This is a genomic window from Streptomyces sp. CNH287 (assembly GCF_000424825.1).
Genome location: NZ_AUKQ01000003.1, coordinates 606,266 through 622,763, shown reverse-complemented (window position 1 = coordinate 622,763; position 16,498 = coordinate 606,266). Strand labels below are relative to the sequence as shown.

The following is a 16,498-nucleotide window of genomic DNA, read 5'->3' as shown; positions in this document are numbered from 1 at the left end:
GCGCCCCCGCACAGCGCGCGCCGCCGCACCGGCTGAGGCTCCCGGGCAGCAGCGGCGGACCACGGCGGCGGGGCAAGGCTCGGGACCGGCGAACTGCCCGGCGGCGTCCACGCCTGCCGCACCCTGGACGCCTGCCTCGCCCTCGCCCGTGCCGCCCGTACGACCACCCGCCCGGCCCGCCCGACGCGCGGCCCCTGCGCCCTACGCTGTGTGCCCGGAGGCGGGCGAGACGAGGAGCGCGGCACACGATGGGCTGGACGGCACGGGAGATCCCGGACCAGAGCGGGCGGGTCGCGGTCGTGACCGGCGCCAACAGCGGCATCGGCGAGGTGACCGCGCGGGAGCTGGCCCGGCGCGGCGCGCGCGTCGTGCTGGCCTGCCGCAGCGAGCGGCGGGGCACGGCGGCCGTGGCGCGGCTGCGCGAGGCGCTGCCCGAGGCGGACGTGGAGTTCCGGCCGCTGGACCTGGCGGACCTGGCGAGCGTACGGGCCTTCGCGGCGGACCTGCCGTACGACCGGCTGGACCTGCTGATCAACAACGCCGGGCTGATGGCCGTGCCGTACGCGCCGACCGCCGACGGCTTCGAGACGCAGTTCGGGGTGAACCACCTGGGCCACTTCGCGCTGACCGGGCTGCTGCTGGAACGGCTGCTGGCGGCGGAGTCCGGGGCGGCGCGGCGCGTGCCGCGCGTGGTGACGGTGTCGAGCGTCGCGCACCTCCTCGCCGGTATCGACCCCGACGCGCTCCGTGAGCTGGCGGACACCGGCCGCGAGCCGCGCCCGTACCGGCGCTGGCAGGCGTACGGGCGCTCGAAGACGGCGAACCTGCTGTTCACCCGCGAGCTGGCCCGGCGCACGGCGGGCCGCCCGCTGCGGGCCGTCGCGGCACACCCCGGCTACGCAGCGACCGAGCTGCACACCCAGGGCGCCAAGCTGGCGGGGCGGCGCGGCCACGAGCGGCTCATGCGGTCCGCGAGCGGCCTGATCGGCTCGTCCCCGGAACTGGGGGCGGCGCCCACGCTGTACGCGGCCACCGCCGCCGAAGCGGCCGGCGGTTCGTTCACGGGCCCCCGGTTCCTGGGCGTACGCGGCGCTCCGGGGCCTTCCTGGCAGGCGCCCTGGGCCCGTGACGCGACGGCGGCGGCCCGGCTGTGGGCCCTTTCGGAGCGGCTGACCGGAGTCCTCTACCCGGCGCTGGACTGATCTCCTGCGGCTATTCCCCGCACCGTTCCTGCCGTTCCCGCCGCTGAACCGGTGACGACGCCGGAAAGGCCGGAATTGACGCCGTACCCCAATGCCTTTGTGAATAGCGGAGCACGCCGCGGCCGAGCGGTTCCACGAGCCCTTACGAGGGTCAAGTCGCGTTCACCCGGGCGGTTTCCGCCGTCGGACGACAGGCACGGTGGCCCGCACCCGTGCCGAGCGGCGGGGCATTTTGGCACGAACGCCCTGCCGAATCCGACGCATTGACGGTGACTTGGCTCTCACAAGCCTTAAGTACCTTTAGTCCGTTTTCTTCCTTTCGATGCACTATGACGACGTCTGCGATCCGCCGTGACGTGACTAACAAAGCCGGCCACCCACACTCGTCACCCACCGCCGCCCCGCCGTCCACGCACGGTCAACTCTCCTGGCCCGCGACGTACTTGCCATTGCCCAAGCAAAGATCGAATTTACGCAGAGACAACGCGCCACCGCACACTGTTCCGTGAGCGGGTCCAAGATTTCCGGATTCGGCGTCCGATAAACGTCCCTTCCTTGCCGCGGCGAAACGGTTGTGTTTTCGTTTCGAATCCCGCAGCACTTAGCAGCGGGCCTTCGCCGGGACGCCTAGTCCTGCCGCCCGGCGCAGGAGTCACCGTCACCGCTACGGCAGGAGCGGGGGACCCAGGTAAGCGCCGCGTCCGGTGCCGCACGGCATCCGGCCACGGCTTGGGGTGAAGACACGCCACGGTGCGGCGACAGCCGCCGCACCCGCCCGTGTCCGGGCAACTCCAGCCCGAACCCGACAGCTCACCTCGCAGGCGTAGGAGAGGAACACCACTATGTCTGCACGCGGACGTCATCGCCGCCCCCGTACCCAGCGCATCGCGCGCGCCGCGCTCGCCCTCACCGCCGGTGGCGCAGGCATCGCCCTGCCCCTGATCGGCGCGGGCAACGCCAACGCCGCCTCGGTCGACACCTGGGACAAGGTCGCCCAGTGCGAGTCCACCGGCAACTGGCAGATCAACACCGGCAACGGCTACTACGGCGGCCTCCAGTTCAGCCAGAGCACCTGGGAGGGCTTCGGCGGCACCCAGTACGCCGCCACCGCCGACCAGGCCACCAAGGAACAGCAGATAGCCATCGCCGAGAAGGTCCTCGCGGAGCAGGGCCCGGGCGCCTGGCCGTCGTGCGGCCCCAAGGCCGGGCTCACCCAGAACAGCGGCGCCCCGGACATCAACCCGGACGGCAAGGCCGAGAGCGCCGCCCCGGCCGCCGAGAAGGCCCCGGCCGCGCCCGCACCGAAGGCCCCGGCCAAGGAGGCCGCGCCCGCGCCGAAGGCCGCCGCACCCAAGGCAGCCGCCCCCAAGGCCGCGCCCGCGCCGCAGCAGAAGGCCGCCGCCGACTACACCGTGGTCTCCGGTGACACCCTCTTCAAGATCGCCGCCGCCCACGGCGTCGACGGCGGCTGGGAGCGGGTCTACGAGGACAACCGCGAGGTCGTCGGGGACAACCCGAACCTGATCTACCCGAACCAGAAGCTCTCCCTCGACGGCAAGGCCGCCGCCCCGAAGGCCGAAGCGCCCAAGGCCGCCGCACCCAAGGCCGAGACGTCCGCGGCCCCGCAGGCCAAGCCGAAGCCGGAGCCGAAGCCCGAGGCCGCACCCGAGCAGCAGGCCGCCGCCCCGGCAGCCGAGAGCAGCAACACCGGCGGCTTCCAGGCGCCGGTCGACTCCGCCGTGAGCACCCAGTACGGCGCCTCCGGCAGCAGCTGGTCCAGCGGCAGCCACACCGGCACCGACTTCTCCGCTCCCAGCGGCACCCCGGTCAAGGCCGTCACCGACGGCACGGTCGTCTCCGCGGGCTGGGGCGGCTCGTACGGCAACGAGGTCGTCATCAAGCACACCGACGGCAAGTACAGCCAGTACGGCCACCTCTCCTCGCTCTCCGTCTCGGCGGGCCAGACCGTCGGCGCGGGCGACCAGATCGGCCTGTCCGGCTCGACCGGCAACAGCACCGGCCCGCACCTGCACTTCGAGATCCGTACCGGCCCGTCCTACGGCTCGGACATCGACCCGATCGCCTACCTGCGCGCGAACGGCGTCAGCCTCTGACCCGCCACCCGTGATCGTCCTCTCCTGAACGATCCCCACACCGAAGGGCGCCGCCTCCCACCCCAGGGACGCGGCGCCCTCCGGCATCCCCGGCCCCCACCCGGGCCCGCGCCGCCCCGGGGCTACGTGGGGTCGCCGCGCCAGTCGCCCGTGCGTTCCGCCCAGGCAACGGCCGGACGGATCGCGAGACCGGCGACGGTGAAGAGCACGGCCAGGAAGACCCACCCAGCCGTGCCGTGCTCGATCGCGGTGAAGGTGATCAGGGCCGGCGCGGCCATGGTCGCGGCGGAGGACCCGGTGGCGTACACCCCCTGGTAGACGCCCTGGGCGCGGGGGTCGGCGAGACCGTAGCCGATGTTCCAGGCGCCGGCCGAGGCCAGCACCTCGGCGAGGACCTGGGCCACCGCGCCGAGCGCGAGGACGGCGACCGCCCACATCGGGGAGAGGCCGGCGGTCAGCGCGAAGACCAGGCAGGCCAGTCCGAGCAGGACACCGGAGCGGCCCATCGCGCGGACCGCGCGCGGCAGGTCGTCGATGCCGCGCGAGACCCGGACCATGAGCAGCGCCACCAGCGCGCAGTTGAGGATCGCGATCAGCGCGACCGACCAGCGCGGGGCTTCGGTGTGCTGCGCGATCCACAGCGGGAGGCCGACCTCCAGAAGGCTGTACTGAAGGGCCAGGACGCCGTTGAGCACGGTGACGGTGAGGAAGGGAAGGTCGCGTACGGCGCGCCAGCGGCTGGCGGGATCGCCGGATTCGGCTGATTCGGCGGCCAGTTCGGCAGCCGTGGTACGGACGGGAAGCCGCCGGACCAGGAGCGCGGCGAGCGCGAAGCCGGCGGCGTTGACCACGATGACCACGGTGTAGGCGCCCCGGCTGTCGGCCTGGAGCGCCAGCATGCCCAGCGAACCGCCCACGCCCATCGCCACATTGGTGACCGTCCGCAGATGCGCCCGCCCCTCGACCCGCACCTGCGGCGGCAGGACGTCCGCGTAGAACGCGTTGCGTACGCCGTTGCCCGACTGGTGGACGACCGCGTAGCAGATCACCGCGACGAGGAACCCGGCGTACGAGGTGATCAGCGTGTACGAGGCCATCACCGCGGCGCAGGCCAGCCACAGCACGGTGAGTGTGGGTCGGCTGCCGAAGCGGTCCGAGGCCCGGCCCGCCGGAATCCCCGCGACCAGCCCGCACAGCCCGGCGACGCTCAGCCCGAGGCCGACCGAGGTCGCGGAGAGACCGACGATCCGGGTGAAGTAGAGGACGGAGAGGGAGAAGAAGAGGCCGCGGCCGAAGGCGTTGAAGAGGGTGAGCAGGGACAGGCGGCGCAGCATCGGATCGACCGGGAGGAATCCGCCCAGGCGGGTGAGTGCGGGACGTTCGGGAAGAGTGCTCCCAGATGGGGTGGTTGACGTGGTCACCGCCACAGTCCAGACGGCTCCGCCAGCGTGCGGTACTCCTTTAGCCTGACACTCAATGATCGAGTTCCTGTTCGGCGTGAACGACCTCGCGCGGACCTCGTTCGCGTACTCGCCGCTGCAGGAGGCCGCCTTCTCGCTGCGGGCGTGGCGCGACCCGGTCCGCTATCCGCACATGCGCCCCTGGCTGCGGCGGATGCGACCGGCCTACGGACGCCAGGACCATCAGATCCTCGACGCCATGGTCACCCGCAGGCTGTGGATACCGGACTTCCTCACCCCGCGCCCGAGCCGCGCCCGGCCCACCTTCGTGGAGGAGCTGGCATTGCTCAGGGCGACCGCCCCGGAGGTCCTCACCACCGGGCTGCGGGACGCCTACGGTGACGACGAGCCGCTGCCCGCCGTACTCTCCGGGGCTCCGGACCGGCTGCTCGCACGCATCGCGGACGCCCTGGAGGCGTACTGGACCCAGTGCCTGGCCGAGGAGTGGTGGGGCCGGGTGCAGTCCCTCTTCGAAGCGGATCTGGCCTACCGGGGACGGGTGCTGGCCGAAGAGGGCGTGGAGGCGCTCTTCGTGGGGCTCGATCCGCGGCTGGGCTGGGACGGCCAGCGGGCGGTGTTGCGGCTCGGGCAGCCCGGCAGCCGGGGCGACTGGTGGCAGCGGTGCGTGCCGATCGCGGGACGCGGCATGGTGCTGTCCCCGACGCTCTTCGCGCGCGGCGCCCAGCCGCTGTGCACGCCCGAACTGCCGCCCGCGCTCTTCTATCCCTCGCGCGGACGTGCCGTCCTCGCCGAGTCGATCGCCCCGCCGCCCCTGGACGACCGGCACCAGGCACTGGCCCGGCTGCTGGGCACCCCGCGTGCACGGCTGCTGCTCCTGCTCGCCGAACCGTCCTCGACGACGGAACTCGCGCACCGGCTGGGGGTGACGGCGGGCGCGGTCAGCCAGCATCTGCGCGTACTGCGCGAGGCGGGGCTGGCGGCGCGGGCACGGGAAGGCAGGAGCGTGCGGTACCGGCGGAGCACGCTGGGGGACGAGGTGTGCGGGGGCGGCTGAGGCGATCGCACCTCGGAGGGTGCCCCGCCCCAGAGGCAGGGCACCCTCCGGCGCATCATGAGGGCATGCTGACACGACCTGTACTCGTCTACGACGGAGACTGCGCCTTCTGCACCAGCGCGGTCCACTTCACCGAACGCCGCATACGTCCCCGCTGCGACGCCGTCCCCTGGCAGTTCTCGGACCTGGACGCACTGGGCACCACCCAGGAGCGGGCCGAGCACGAGATCCTGTGGATCACCCCGAACGGCGCGGCGTACGGCGGCATTCGGGCCGTCGCCAAACTGCTGCTGAGCGCGGGCCGCGGATGGGCGGTCCTGGGGGCCCTGCTCAACCTGCCGCCCCTGCGCTGGCCCGGCCACGCCCTCTACCGCCTCGTCGCCAACAACCGCTCCAGCCTCCCGGGCGGCACCCCCGCCTGCTCACTCCCGGCAAGCCGACGCTAGCCTCCCCGCCTCCCGCCTCCCCGCCCAGCGCTGCGGCCGACAGTAACGAACGCCCCTCGCCGTCGTTGGCGGACTGTACGTACCGGCCTGGGGAGGACACGGCGTGGGAGAGGAACAGCGTTCAGCGATCCTGGACTTGGCAGGCGTGGGCGGGGCGCCACCGCCCGGAGTGACCGAGCCCCGCGGCCATTCCGGCGGGCTGCGGTCCGACAGGGCAACGTGGCGCGGCGCGGCGGCGGGAGTGGGCGCGCTCCAGGCGACCGTGCGGAGCGCCACGGCGAAGCTGACCGAGAAGCAGCAGGGCTTCAGCGCCTTCTCCTTCGCCGTCACGGGATTCGAGACCGGGGCGGCCCAGCGCGCAGTCCACACGAGCTGGGAACGCTATCTGGACCTGCTGCGCCGGGAATCGGGAGAACTCGCGGGAAAGCTCAACAAGGCAGGGCACGACCACTACACGAACGACGAGGCCGTGCGGGACGCCTTCGCCCAGCAGCGGAGCAGACCCGAACCGGACGCCGTCGGCCGCGCCTCGGACAGGCGGTGACCGGCGGTGGTGAATGTCGCGATACTGCGGGCGGTCGACCCGGACCGATTCGAGCAGGCGGCTGACGGATACCACGCGGTCAGCAGCGCCGCCCGCGAGAGCAAGGACCGCCTCAGCAACGACATCATCACCAAGGCGTTCCCCAGCCCGGACCCGGCGGAGACGACGGCCGGGGGGCTGGCGGGCGACGGGGCTCTCGCGGCTCAGAAGCGGCTGCGGAGACTGGCGGAGAGCTACCACTACGCGCAGGTCGAATGCGGTCTGATCCGTGCCGCACTCAACGGGTTCGCCGCAGAACTCCGTCCGGTGAAGAAGAAGCTCGAGGCGGCCTTCGAGGAAGCGAAGGCCGCGAAGTTCACGGTGGAGTCCGATGGTTCGGTGACCTTCCCGGCAGCAGGCAAGAAGGTCGAGGGCAAGACACCGCAGGGCGGCACGGCGTACGGCCAGACCGACGGTGCGGCCGCAGGCGTCTCCGAACAGGCCGCAGGGCTGGACCCCAATCCGCACGCCGCGCTCGCCCAGGACTGCGCCAACCGCATCGCCGCAGCCGTCCAAGAAGCCACCGAGATCGACCAGCGCTGGGCCCCGAAGGTCCGCAGGCTCAAGGCACAGAACGACCTGACGGTCAGCGCCAAGGACTGGGCGAACGTCCACGGTGACCAGCACGCGGTCCAGAAGATCGCCGCCGACTACCTGTCCCGAGGCGACATCCCTGACGGCGGGCCCCCGGAGGAGAACGCCGCCTGGTGGAAGGGACTCGACGCACAGGAGAAGTCCGACTACGTCTCCCTCTACCCGGCCTCCATCGGCGCGCTGGACGGCCTGCCCTCCGAAGTCCGAGACGAGGCCAACCGCGCGGTCCTCGCCGAGAAGAAGGGCTACTACCAGACCCAACTCGGCGCGATCCCCCCGAAGCCCGGCCTTTACGCCCATCCCGGTGGTTCTGAAAATCAAGATTGGCGAGAAAGGGCCGCGAGAGCCAGGGAATGGGAGGAGAAGTACGGCGAGAAGCACGCCCGGTACAGCAGGATGCTCAACGGAATGGAGGCGATCGAGGACCGCTTCCGCCGCACGGGGCAGAACGGTCTGCCCGAGGCGTATCTGCTGGGATTCCACCCTGAGGGCGAAGGGCGAGGCCGCGTGATCATCGCCAACGGAAACCCGGACACCGCCGACCACACAGGGGTGTACGTACCTGGAACCGGAGCAGATCTCACCTCCATCGACGGCGACATCAGACGCGGCGAAACGCTCTGGAGCACCAGCTCCACGCTGTCGCCCGACAGCACGGTGTCCACGATCACCTGGCTCGACTACGAGTCACCACCGGATATCCCGCGTGCCGCTTCGGGAGACTACGCCACGGCGGGCGGCCCGCACCTCAACGAATTCCTCCACTCGACGGCGACGGCACAGGGCGGTCCCGCCGCCAGCCACACCACGGTCATCGGACACAGCTACGGAACCACGGCGATCGGCGAGGCATCGAACCTCGGGACCCTCAGAGCCGACGACGTCGTGGCCGTGGGGAGCCCGGGCATGCAGGTCCGTCACGCCGATGAACTGGACGCGGGCGCGGAGCACGTGTGGTCCATGCGGGCGGACGACGACGGCTGGGTCGCCCTCGGCGGCCGATACTCCGGCCTGGGCGAAGACGGGATCGTCCCTGCGGACGAAGAGTTCGGCGGCAACATCATGCAAACGGACACCTCCGGCCACAGCGGCTACTGGGACAGCCGTGACGGGGAGCCGTCAGTAAGCCTTGAGAACCAGGGATACGTGATCATCGGAGAGTACGACGGGGTGGTCACTAAGTGAGTGCGCGTCAGATGCATGACTGGTTCCGGCACATCTTTTCGTTGGGCCTAGTCACGATTTTTCTTATGCCGTCGATCGGATGCAGTGGCATGAAAAGCGACGAAGACAAGCTCGGCTACACACCAGAGGAACGCGAGAGCGGAGAATCAGTAGCCGCAGCAAGGGATATTTCCAGCCAACTACTTGATCTTACCGGAATAAAAGGCACTGGGAAAGTTACCGAACCCGGACCCGCCACGAGCGTGTGCGAACGAATCGACCCTGACTTCGAAAGCTACTACTTCATTCACCATCCGTGGTCGATCTACCAGACCTCAAATCAGAACCTAGAAAAAGCGATGGCAAACCTTCGACATGAACTCCCAAAACACGGATGGAAGATCGTCAAGGACGGGCCCGCGCAATCGAAAGCAAAAGATCCAGCTATCACTGCACAGAACTCCAAGAATGGGCATTCGGTGCACATCGTTTGGCGCCAAAAAAGGCCAAACGGAAAGCCTCTCCTTCATTTCAGCGTCTCGTCCCGGTGCTTCAGAATTCCCGAAGATTCGAAGCTGAGCTAAGAATTCTGGAGCCGCTGAGTTCGTGACCTAGTTCCGCGAAACGAATTTGTCGACCAGCAGAGCGCAGCGACTAGGCGGGGGCGGCCCTCCGCACAAGGGCCGCCCCCTTCCGGGGCGTTCCGACGCCGCTGAGGGTCGGGGGGCGCGGGTGCCCCGGAGGCCGTGTCTACGTCGTGCCGGACGCCGCCGCGCGGCCCGCCTCCAGGCGGGCGACGGGGATGCGGAAGGGCGAGCAGGAGACGTAGTCCAGCCCGGCCTCGTGGAAGAAGTGCACCGACTCCGGGTCGCCGCCGTGCTCGCCGCAGACGCCGAGCTTCAGGTCGGGGCGGGTGGCCCGCCCGGCCTCCGCCGCGCTGCGTACGAGCGCGCCGACGCCGTCCTTGTCGATGGTCTCGAACGGGGAGACGCCGAAGATGCCCTTCTCCAGGTAGGCGGTGAAGAAGCTGGCCTCCACGTCGTCCCGGGAGAAGCCCCACACCGTCTGGGTGAGGTCGTTCGTGCCGAAGGAGAAGAAGTCGGCCGACTCGGCGATCTGACCTGCGGTCAAGGCGGCGCGGGGCAGCTCGATCATCGTGCCCAGGGTGAGCTTCAGGTCCACACCGTAGGTCTGTTCGACCTCTGCGATGACCGTCTCCGCCTCCTCCCGTACGATCTCCAGCTCCTGCACGGTGCCCACCAGCGGGATCATGATCTCCGCGCGTGGGTCCGCCTTCGCGTTCACCTTGCGTTCGGCGGCGGCCTCCGCGATGGCCCGTACCTGCATGGTGAACAGGCCCGGGATGACCAGGCCGAGCCGTACGCCGCGCAGCCCCAGCATGGGGTTCTGCTCGTGCAGCCGGTGGACGGCCTGGAGGAGGCGCAGGTCGTTCTCGTTGGCGTCCTTGCGGGACTCGGCGAGTGCGACGCGTACCGACAGCTCGGTGATGTCCGGCAGGAACTCGTGCAGCGGCGGGTCCAGCAGCCGTACGGTCACCGGCAGGCCGTCCATCGCCTCGAAGAGTTCGACGAAGTCGCCCTTCTGGAGCGGGAGGAGCGCGGCGAGGGCGGAGTCGCGCTGGCTCTCGGTGTCGGCCAGGATCAGCCGCTCCACCATCTCGCGCCGCTCGCCCAGGAACATGTGCTCGGTGCGGCACAGCCCGATGCCCTGGGCGCCGAAGCGCCGGGCGCGGGCGGCGTCCTCGGCGTTGTCCGCGTTGGCGCGTACGCGCAGCCGCCGGACGCGGTCCGCGTACGCCATGATCCGGTGGACGGCCTTGACCAGTTCGTCGGCGTCGTCTGCGCCCGCGTGCATGCGGCCCTCGAAGTACTCGACGACCGGTGAGGGGACGACGGGCACCTCGCCGAGGTAGACCTTGCCGGAGGAGCCGTCGATGGAGACGGTGTCCCCCTCCTCGATGACGGTGCCGCCCGGGGCGGTCATGCGGCGCCGCTTGGTGTCGACCTCCAGCTCCTCCGCGCCGCACACGCAGGTCTTGCCCATGCCCCGGGCGACGACGGCGGCGTGCGAGGTCTTGCCGCCCCGGCTGGTGAGGATGCCCTCGGCGGCCAGCATGCCGTCCAGGTCGTCCGGGTTGGTCTCGCGGCGGATGAGGATGACCTTCTCGCCGGAGCGCGACCACTTGATGGCCGTGTACGAGTCGAAGACGGCCTTGCCGACCGCCGCGCCCGGCGAGGCGGCGATGCCCCAGCCGAGCTGGTCGGCGGAGGCGTCCGCCGCGAAGCGCGGGAACATCAGCTGGGCCAGCTGGGCGCCGTTCACCCGCTGGAGGGCCTCGGCCTCGTCGATGAGCCCCTGGTCGACGAGCTGGGTGGCGATGCGGAACGCGGCGGCGGCGGTGCGCTTGCCCACCCGGGTCTGGAGCATCCACAGCTTGCCGCGCTCGATGGTGAACTCGATGTCGCACAGGTCCTGGTAGTGCGACTCCAGGGTCTGCATGATGTGCATCAGCTCGTCGTAGGACTTCTTGTCGAGCTGTTCCAGGTCCGCCAGCGGCACGGTGTTGCGGATGCCGGCGACGACGTCCTCGCCCTGCGCGTTCTCCAGGTAGTCGCCGTAGACGCCCTGCTGGCCGGTGGCGGGGTCGCGGGTGAAGGCGACGCCGGTGCCGCCTCCCTTGGACTCCGCGGTGGGGCCCAGGTTGCCGAAGACCATCGAGCAGATGTTGACGGCGGTGCCCAGGTCGTGCGGGATGCGCTCCTGGCGGCGGTAGAGCCGGGCGCGGTCGCCGTTCCACGAGTCGAAGACCGCGTGTACGGCCAGGTCCATCTGCTCGCGCGGGTCCTGCGGGAACTCGCGGCCCGCGTGCGTGCCGACGATCCCCTTGAACTGCTCGACGAGCTGCTCGAGGTCGGCGGCACCGAGGTCGACGTCGGTGGCCGCGCCCTTGAGCCTCTTGGCCTCCTCGAGCGCCTCCTCGAAGAGTTCGCCGTCGACGTCCAAGACGGTCTTGCCGAACATCTGGATGAGGCGCCGGTAGGAGTCCCAGGCGAAGCGCTCGTCGCCGGCCTGGGTGGCGAGCCCGTGCACCGACTCGTCGGACAGGCCGATGTTGAGGACGGTGTCCATCATGCCGGGCATGGAGAACTTCGCGCCGGAGCGGACGGAGACGAGCAGCGGGTCGTCCGACTGGCCGAGCCGCTTGCCCATCTTCCGCTCCAGGGCGTCGAGATGGGCGCTCACCTCGTCACTCAGTGCCGCGGGGGCGGCTCCTGAGTCCAGGTAGACCTTGCATGCCTCGGTGGTGATGGTGAACCCGGGCGGCACCGGGAGGCCGAGGTTGGTCATCTCGGCCAGATTGGCGCCCTTCCCGCCCAGCAGGTCCTTGAGACCCTTGTTGCCCTCCGTGAAGTCGTAGACGAACTTCCGGGCCGATTCTGTTTCCGACGGTTCCGCGTTTTCCGACACAGGACTCGACTCCTCGTGGACGGCTGCCCTGACGGCGGGGAGCGTACCCAGATCGAAGGCGTAGGAGTACGTCAATCACCACGCCATGCGGGTGTAACCACCCATCCGCCGAGTGATCAAAAGCGGTCCGCATCCGGGCCCGGGAGCGGGGCCGCTTCAGGGTCCGAACGCATGACTGCGCAGCGTTACGACGGGGCGGCGAATCCGCACGGATCGCGAGCGGGTTCTTCGGCTCGCAAACCAAGGGACGGCAAAGCGGCGGGCCGCTCGTTGGAGATGTAGAACTCACAGATGAGCGCTCATTTGAGCATAGACGTGATCAGAGTGGCGAGTATCACGCGCGTACGGGCGCCCGGATTCCATCATCCGGACGCCCGTACAGCGCTCTGCGTCACCCGGTGCCACCCCGGCCGCAGCGCGGTCGCGCGGCGCGGCAGCGCGCCGGTCAGTAGCCGACGGTGAACCGCTCGCCCCGGTGGCGGGGCTCCTCGATCTCGTCCACGAGCGCGACCGCGTAGTCCTCCGCGCTGATCCGGCTCCGCCCCTCGGCGTCCATGACCAGATCGTCCAGGCCGGTGCGGTACCGCCCCGTCCGCTCCCCCGGCTCGATCAGCGCGGCCGGGCTGAAGCTGGTCCAGTCGACGTCCGTGACGGTGCGGAGGTGGTCGAGCGCGTCGCCGTGCCCGTGCATGACCTGGAGCACCAGTTCGGGCAGCCCGTCGGCGTCCCACACCCGCTTGCCGTCCGGCGTACGCAGCGAGCCCGCGCCGCCCACCGAGATCAGGCGCGTGGTGCCCGCCTCGTCCGCGCGCAGCCCAGCCACCAGCGCCTCGGCGGCCGAGCGGACGACCGCCGCGTGCCGGGCCCCGTCCTCGTAGCCGCCGCCGATGGCGGAGACGACCACGTCGTGCCCGGCGGCGGCCGAGGCGACGCTCCGGCCGTCCAGCACGTCGCCGGTGGTGACGGTCAGCGCCGGGTGCTCCTCGCCGGCCAGCTTGGCCGGGTCCCGGACGACGGCGGTGACCCGGTGGCCACGGGAGAGCGCCTCACGCAGGATGCGGAGGCCGATGGTGCCGTTGGCACCGAAGAGTGCGAGGGAGGTCATGAGCCTGTCCTTGAGGTGAGGCGACCACAGTGGTCGGCATCGGCGGGGAACGGGGGCGGCGGCCGGGGCGCACTGCGCCTCATCCGCCGTTCCCTCAGACCAACTCCGCAGGTCAGTCCATTGTTTCCCGCAGATACCAGGCACCTTGAAGTGCTATTGTCACCTCGTGGATACCCTTGGCCCCCGCCAGCGGCGGAGCGACACGGGCGAGACCGCCGCCCTGCTGACCGATGCGCTCGACTGCCCCAGCAGGCCCGTGCTCGACCTGCTCGGCAGCAAGTGGAGCGTGCTGATCATCCTCAACCTGGCGTCCGGCACCCACCGCTTCACCGCGCTGCGCGACGCGGTCACCGGGATCACCTCCAAGGTGCTGACCGCCAACCTCCGCGACCTGGAACGGGACGGCCTGGTGCGCCGGGAGGTCTTCGCCGAGGTGCCGCCCCGCACCGAGTACTCCCTGACCCCGCTGGGCGAAAGCCTGCTGGTGGCCTACAAGGCGGTGCAGGACTGGGCCTGGGAGCACTGGCCAAAGATCCTGGAGCGCCGCGAGCGGCACGCCGCCGCAGGCGGGCCCGCCACCGCGGGCGGACGCACCGCCGCGCGCCCGCCCGCCCGCTGAGCGGGGCGCCCGCTTCGGCCAGGCGGCGGCGCTTCCGGTCGCATGCATCGCCGCCATCGGGGCACCGTGGAGGGACGATCCGCAAACCAGGTCCCTTCCAGCGAACGGAGAGCGGCATGAGCAACCACACCTACCGAGTGACAGAGATCGTCGGCACCTCGCACGAGGGGGTGGACGCCGCCATCCGGAACGCCGTCAGCCGCGCGTCCCAGACGCTGCGCGAGCTGGACTGGTTCGAGGTGACGGAGGTGCGCGGCCACATCGAGGGCGGGCAGATCGAGCACTTCCAGGTCGGGCTGAAGGTCGGATTCCGCCTGGAGGAGGGCACCTCGGCCGGGTCCTGAGACCATCGCCCCACGCGGACCCGTACGACCGGGCAGGGCGCGGACGGTGTCAGCCACCCGAGGTGTCCAGCTCCGCGTCCTCGCCGACCCCCGCCCGGTCGTACGGGTCCGCCAGCCAGCCGTCCGGCAGGACGACGCGGTTGCGCCCGGACGTACGCCCGCGCGGGCCGTCGGCGCCCTGGGGCCAGGGCTGGTCCAGGTCCAGCTCCGCCAGCAGCTCGCCCAGTTCCGCGAGCGAGGAGGTCACCGCGAGGCGCCTGCGCATGTCCGGGCCCACCGAGAAGCCCTTGGTGTACCAGGCCACGTGCTTGCGGAAGTCGATCACACCGCGCGCCTCGTCCTCCAGCCACTCGCCCAGCAGCCGGGCGTGCCGCAGCATCGTGTCCGCGACCTCGCGCAGCGCCGGCTCGGCGGACGGGGCGGGCCGCGCGGCGGACGGGTCCGACGAGGCCGCGTCGAAGGCGTGCACGAGATCGCCGAACAGCCACGGCCGACCCAGGCAGCCCCGCCCCACCACGACCCCGTCGCAGCCGGTCTCCCGCACCATCCGCACCGCGTCGGCAGCGGACCAGATGTCGCCGTTGCCGAGGACCGGAATCTCGGGCACGGCTTCCTTGAGGCGCGCGATGGCGTCCCAGTCGGCCGTGCCCCCGTAGTGCTGCGCCGCCGTACGGCCGTGCAGGGCCACGGCGGTGACGCCCTCCTCGACCGCGATCCGGCCCGCGTCCAGGTAGGTGGAGTGGTCGTCGTCGATGCCCTTGCGCATCTTCATCGTCACCGGCAGCCCGCCCGCGCCGGTGACCGCCTCGCGCAGGATCGCGCGCAGCAGGTGGCGCTTGTACGGGAGGGCGGAACCGCCACCGCGCCGGGTCACCTTCGGTACCGGGCAGCCGAAGTTGAGGTCGATGTGGTCGGCCAGGTCCTCGTCCGCGATCATGCGCACGGCCTTGCCGACGGTGGCCGGGTCCACTCCGTACAGCTGGAGGGAGCGCGGCTGCTCCGCCGCGTCGAAGTGGACGAGCCGCATCGTCTTGTCGTTCCGCTCGACGAGCGCGCGGGTGGTGATCATCTCGCTGACGAACAGGCCGCGGCGGCTCGGCTCACCGGCCTCCGGCGCCACCGGGCGGGCCGCGGCGCCGGGTACGCCAGATGCGCCGGACGGGCCGGGTACGCCGTCGGCGAACTCCCGGCACAACGTGCGGAACGGCGCGTTGGTGATCCCCGCCATGGGTGCCAGCACCACAGGCGGCCAGACCGGGTGCGGGCCGATCCGGAGCGGGGGCGGCAGGGTCATCGCGCGAACGCCTTTCGTACGACGGTGCGGGTGGACGGGCCGCCGGAGCGGCCGCGAAGCGGAACTGCGGCGGCGGCACGGCGGCCCGGCGGGCCTCCCCGGGGCGCCCGGACGCGTCCCGCTCAGGACGCGGCAGCCCGCTCGCTCAGCCCATTGTCCCGTACGAGCGCGAGGAGGCGTGCCACCCGCTCGTGCGTCTCCTCGTCGTGCGGGACGTAGACGCCGAGCCGGGGTCCCTTCTCGGTGCCCAGCCACAGCCGGGTGGGGTTGAAGTGGAGCAGACCCACCTCCGCGTGCCGGAAGCGCTTGATCCTGGTGGTGGGTCCCACGACCTCGTGCCGCTCCCAGACCTCGCAGAACTCCTCGGACGCCTGCCGCAGCCGCTGGACCATGGACTTCCAGGCCGGATCGTCGAGGTGTTCGGCCATGGCGGCGCGGAAGTTGGCCGTCATCAGGCGCAGCGTCTCCTCGCGGTCCACCAGCGCCGCGCGCCATCGGGGGTGGGTGAAGGCCAGCCACAGGCAGTTGCGGTCCTCGTACGGCAGCGCGTCCAGGTCGCAGAGCAGGTGGCCGTAGGTGCGGTTGTAGGCCAGGACGTCGTACCGGGCGTTCTGCACGCAGGCCGGGTAGGGCTCCAGCTGCTCCAGCATCTGCCGCAGCGGGGCCGTGACGGCCCCGTCGCACTCCCGGCCGGGCATCCGGTCGGTGGCGCGGGCGAGCGCGAAGAGGTGGGCGCGCTCGCTGGGGTCCAGCAGCAGGGCGCGGGCGAGGGCGTCCAGCACCTGGGGCGAGACCTGGATGTCGCGCGCCTGCTCCAGCCAGGTGTACCAGGTGACGCCCACGGACGAGAGGAGCGCGACCTCCTCGCGGCGCAGCCCCGGCGTACGCCTGCGGCGCCCGCGCGGCAGGCCCACCTGCTCGGGGGCGATGCGCTCGCGGCGGCTGCGCAGGAAGGCGGCCAGCACCTGGCGACGCTGGCAGACGTCGTCGGCCGCGGAGGCACGGCGCGGGGCAGCGGGGGCGCGGTTCGCATCCAGGGCCATGACGTCATCATGGGGCACGCCGCAGC

14 protein-coding genes and 1 riboswitch are annotated in these 16,498 nt (G+C 71.2%); of the genes, 9 read left to right on the top strand and 5 right to left on the bottom strand.

Annotated features, from left to right (window positions below; all coding sequences use genetic code 11):
* The first annotated feature begins 248 nt into the window (after positions 1-248).
* Entirely contained in the window at positions 249-1,202 is a 954-nt protein-coding gene (locus tag H299_RS0102660) for an oxidoreductase (RefSeq protein ID WP_027747145.1), read from the top strand.
* Positions 1,203-1,854: 652 nt separating this feature from the next.
* Positions 1,855-2,039, top strand: a riboswitch (cyclic di-AMP (ydaO/yuaA leader).
* 5 nt (positions 2,040-2,044) lie between these two features.
* Positions 2,045-3,316 carry a transglycosylase family protein gene (locus H299_RS0102655; protein WP_027747144.1) on the top strand — a complete coding sequence of 424 codons (1,272 nt, stop codon included), beginning with the start codon at positions 2,045-2,047 and terminating at the stop codon, positions 3,314-3,316.
* A gap of 122 nt (positions 3,317-3,438) precedes the next feature.
* Here H299_RS0102655 and H299_RS0102650 read toward each other — a convergent pair whose 3' ends face one another.
* The gene (locus H299_RS0102650; RefSeq protein ID WP_158692258.1) at positions 3,439-4,737 is read right to left on the bottom strand and encodes an MFS transporter; all 1,299 of its coding nucleotides are present in this window, start codon (positions 4,735-4,737) and stop codon (positions 3,439-3,441) included.
* Positions 4,738-4,792: 55 nt separating this feature from the next.
* On the opposite strand from H299_RS0102650, the gene H299_RS0102645 reads away from it, so the two are divergent.
* From H299_RS0102645 to H299_RS39440, 5 genes are all read left to right on the top strand, one after another.
* A complete protein-coding gene (locus H299_RS0102645; protein WP_027747142.1) occupies positions 4,793-5,791 on the top strand; it encodes a helix-turn-helix domain-containing protein in 999 nt (332 codons plus the stop codon).
* 65 nt (positions 5,792-5,856) lie between these two features.
* On the top strand, positions 5,857-6,237 hold the full coding sequence (locus tag H299_RS0102640; RefSeq protein ID WP_027747141.1) for a thiol-disulfide oxidoreductase DCC family protein: 381 nt from the start codon (positions 5,857-5,859) through the stop codon (positions 6,235-6,237).
* Between the two features lie 169 nt (positions 6,238-6,406).
* Entirely contained in the window at positions 6,407-6,781 is a 375-nt protein-coding gene (locus tag H299_RS31795; RefSeq protein ID WP_158692257.1) for a hypothetical protein, read from the top strand.
* Between the two features lie 9 nt (positions 6,782-6,790).
* On the top strand, positions 6,791-8,599 hold the full coding sequence (locus H299_RS0102630) for an alpha/beta hydrolase (RefSeq protein WP_027747140.1): 1,809 nt from the start codon (positions 6,791-6,793) through the stop codon (positions 8,597-8,599).
* A gap of 89 nt (positions 8,600-8,688) precedes the next feature.
* A complete protein-coding gene (locus H299_RS39440) occupies positions 8,689-9,162 on the top strand; it encodes a hypothetical protein (RefSeq protein ID WP_158692256.1) in 474 nt (157 codons plus the stop codon).
* 166 nt (positions 9,163-9,328) lie between these two features.
* On the opposite strand, the gene ppdK is transcribed toward H299_RS39440, so the two are convergent.
* A complete protein-coding gene (gene ppdK, locus H299_RS0102625) occupies positions 9,329-12,067 on the bottom strand; it encodes a pyruvate, phosphate dikinase (protein ID WP_027747139.1) in 2,739 nt (912 codons plus the stop codon).
* A gap of 445 nt (positions 12,068-12,512) precedes the next feature.
* A complete protein-coding gene (locus H299_RS0102620; protein WP_027747138.1) occupies positions 12,513-13,172 on the bottom strand; it encodes an NAD(P)H-binding protein in 660 nt (219 codons plus the stop codon).
* Positions 13,173-13,338: 166 nt separating this feature from the next.
* On the opposite strand from H299_RS0102620, the gene H299_RS31790 reads away from it, so the two are divergent.
* Both H299_RS31790 and H299_RS0102610 read left to right on the top strand, forming a co-directional pair.
* Complete coding sequence (locus H299_RS31790; RefSeq protein WP_078512400.1) at positions 13,339-13,791, top strand: winged helix-turn-helix transcriptional regulator; 453 nt, start codon at positions 13,339-13,341, stop codon at positions 13,789-13,791.
* A gap of 116 nt (positions 13,792-13,907) precedes the next feature.
* Positions 13,908-14,135: a dodecin gene (locus H299_RS0102610; protein ID WP_027747137.1), complete on the top strand. Its 228-nt coding sequence runs from the start codon at positions 13,908-13,910 to the stop codon at positions 14,133-14,135.
* Between the two features lie 49 nt (positions 14,136-14,184).
* Here the strand turns inward: H299_RS0102610 and dusB are convergent, their stop codons facing one another.
* Together dusB and H299_RS31785 are read right to left on the bottom strand one after the other, a co-directional pair.
* Positions 14,185-15,429: a tRNA dihydrouridine synthase DusB gene (gene dusB, locus H299_RS0102605; RefSeq protein WP_027747136.1), complete on the bottom strand. Its 1,245-nt coding sequence runs from the start codon at positions 15,427-15,429 to the stop codon at positions 14,185-14,187.
* A gap of 122 nt (positions 15,430-15,551) precedes the next feature.
* Positions 15,552-16,472: an MmyB family transcriptional regulator gene (locus tag H299_RS31785; protein ID WP_051262035.1), complete on the bottom strand. Its 921-nt coding sequence runs from the start codon at positions 16,470-16,472 to the stop codon at positions 15,552-15,554.
* Between the last annotated feature and the right edge of the window lie 26 nt (positions 16,473-16,498).

Excerpts from the sequence above, each read along its gene's own strand:
- H299_RS0102640 (WP_027747141.1), top strand. The coding sequence starts at position 5,857 with ATGCTGACACGACCTGTACTCGTCTACGACGGAGACTGCGCCTTCTGC.
- H299_RS0102655 (WP_027747144.1), top strand. The coding sequence starts at position 2,045 with ATGTCTGCACGCGGACGTCATCGCCGCCCCCGTACCCAGCGCATCGCG.
- H299_RS31785 (WP_051262035.1), bottom strand. The coding sequence starts at position 16,472 with ATGGCCCTGGATGCGAACCGCGCCCCCGCTGCCCCGCGCCGTGCCTCC.
- H299_RS0102620 (WP_027747138.1), bottom strand. The coding sequence starts at position 13,172 with ATGACCTCCCTCGCACTCTTCGGTGCCAACGGCACCATCGGCCTCCGC.
- H299_RS0102645 (WP_027747142.1), top strand. The coding sequence starts at position 4,793 with ATGATCGAGTTCCTGTTCGGCGTGAACGACCTCGCGCGGACCTCGTTC.
- dusB (WP_027747136.1), bottom strand. The coding sequence starts at position 15,429 with ATGACCCTGCCGCCCCCGCTCCGGATCGGCCCGCACCCGGTCTGGCCG.
- H299_RS0102610 (WP_027747137.1), top strand. The coding sequence starts at position 13,908 with ATGAGCAACCACACCTACCGAGTGACAGAGATCGTCGGCACCTCGCAC.
- H299_RS0102660 (WP_027747145.1), top strand. The coding sequence starts at position 249 with ATGGGCTGGACGGCACGGGAGATCCCGGACCAGAGCGGGCGGGTCGCG.
- H299_RS39440 (WP_158692256.1), top strand. The coding sequence starts at position 8,689 with ATGAAAAGCGACGAAGACAAGCTCGGCTACACACCAGAGGAACGCGAG.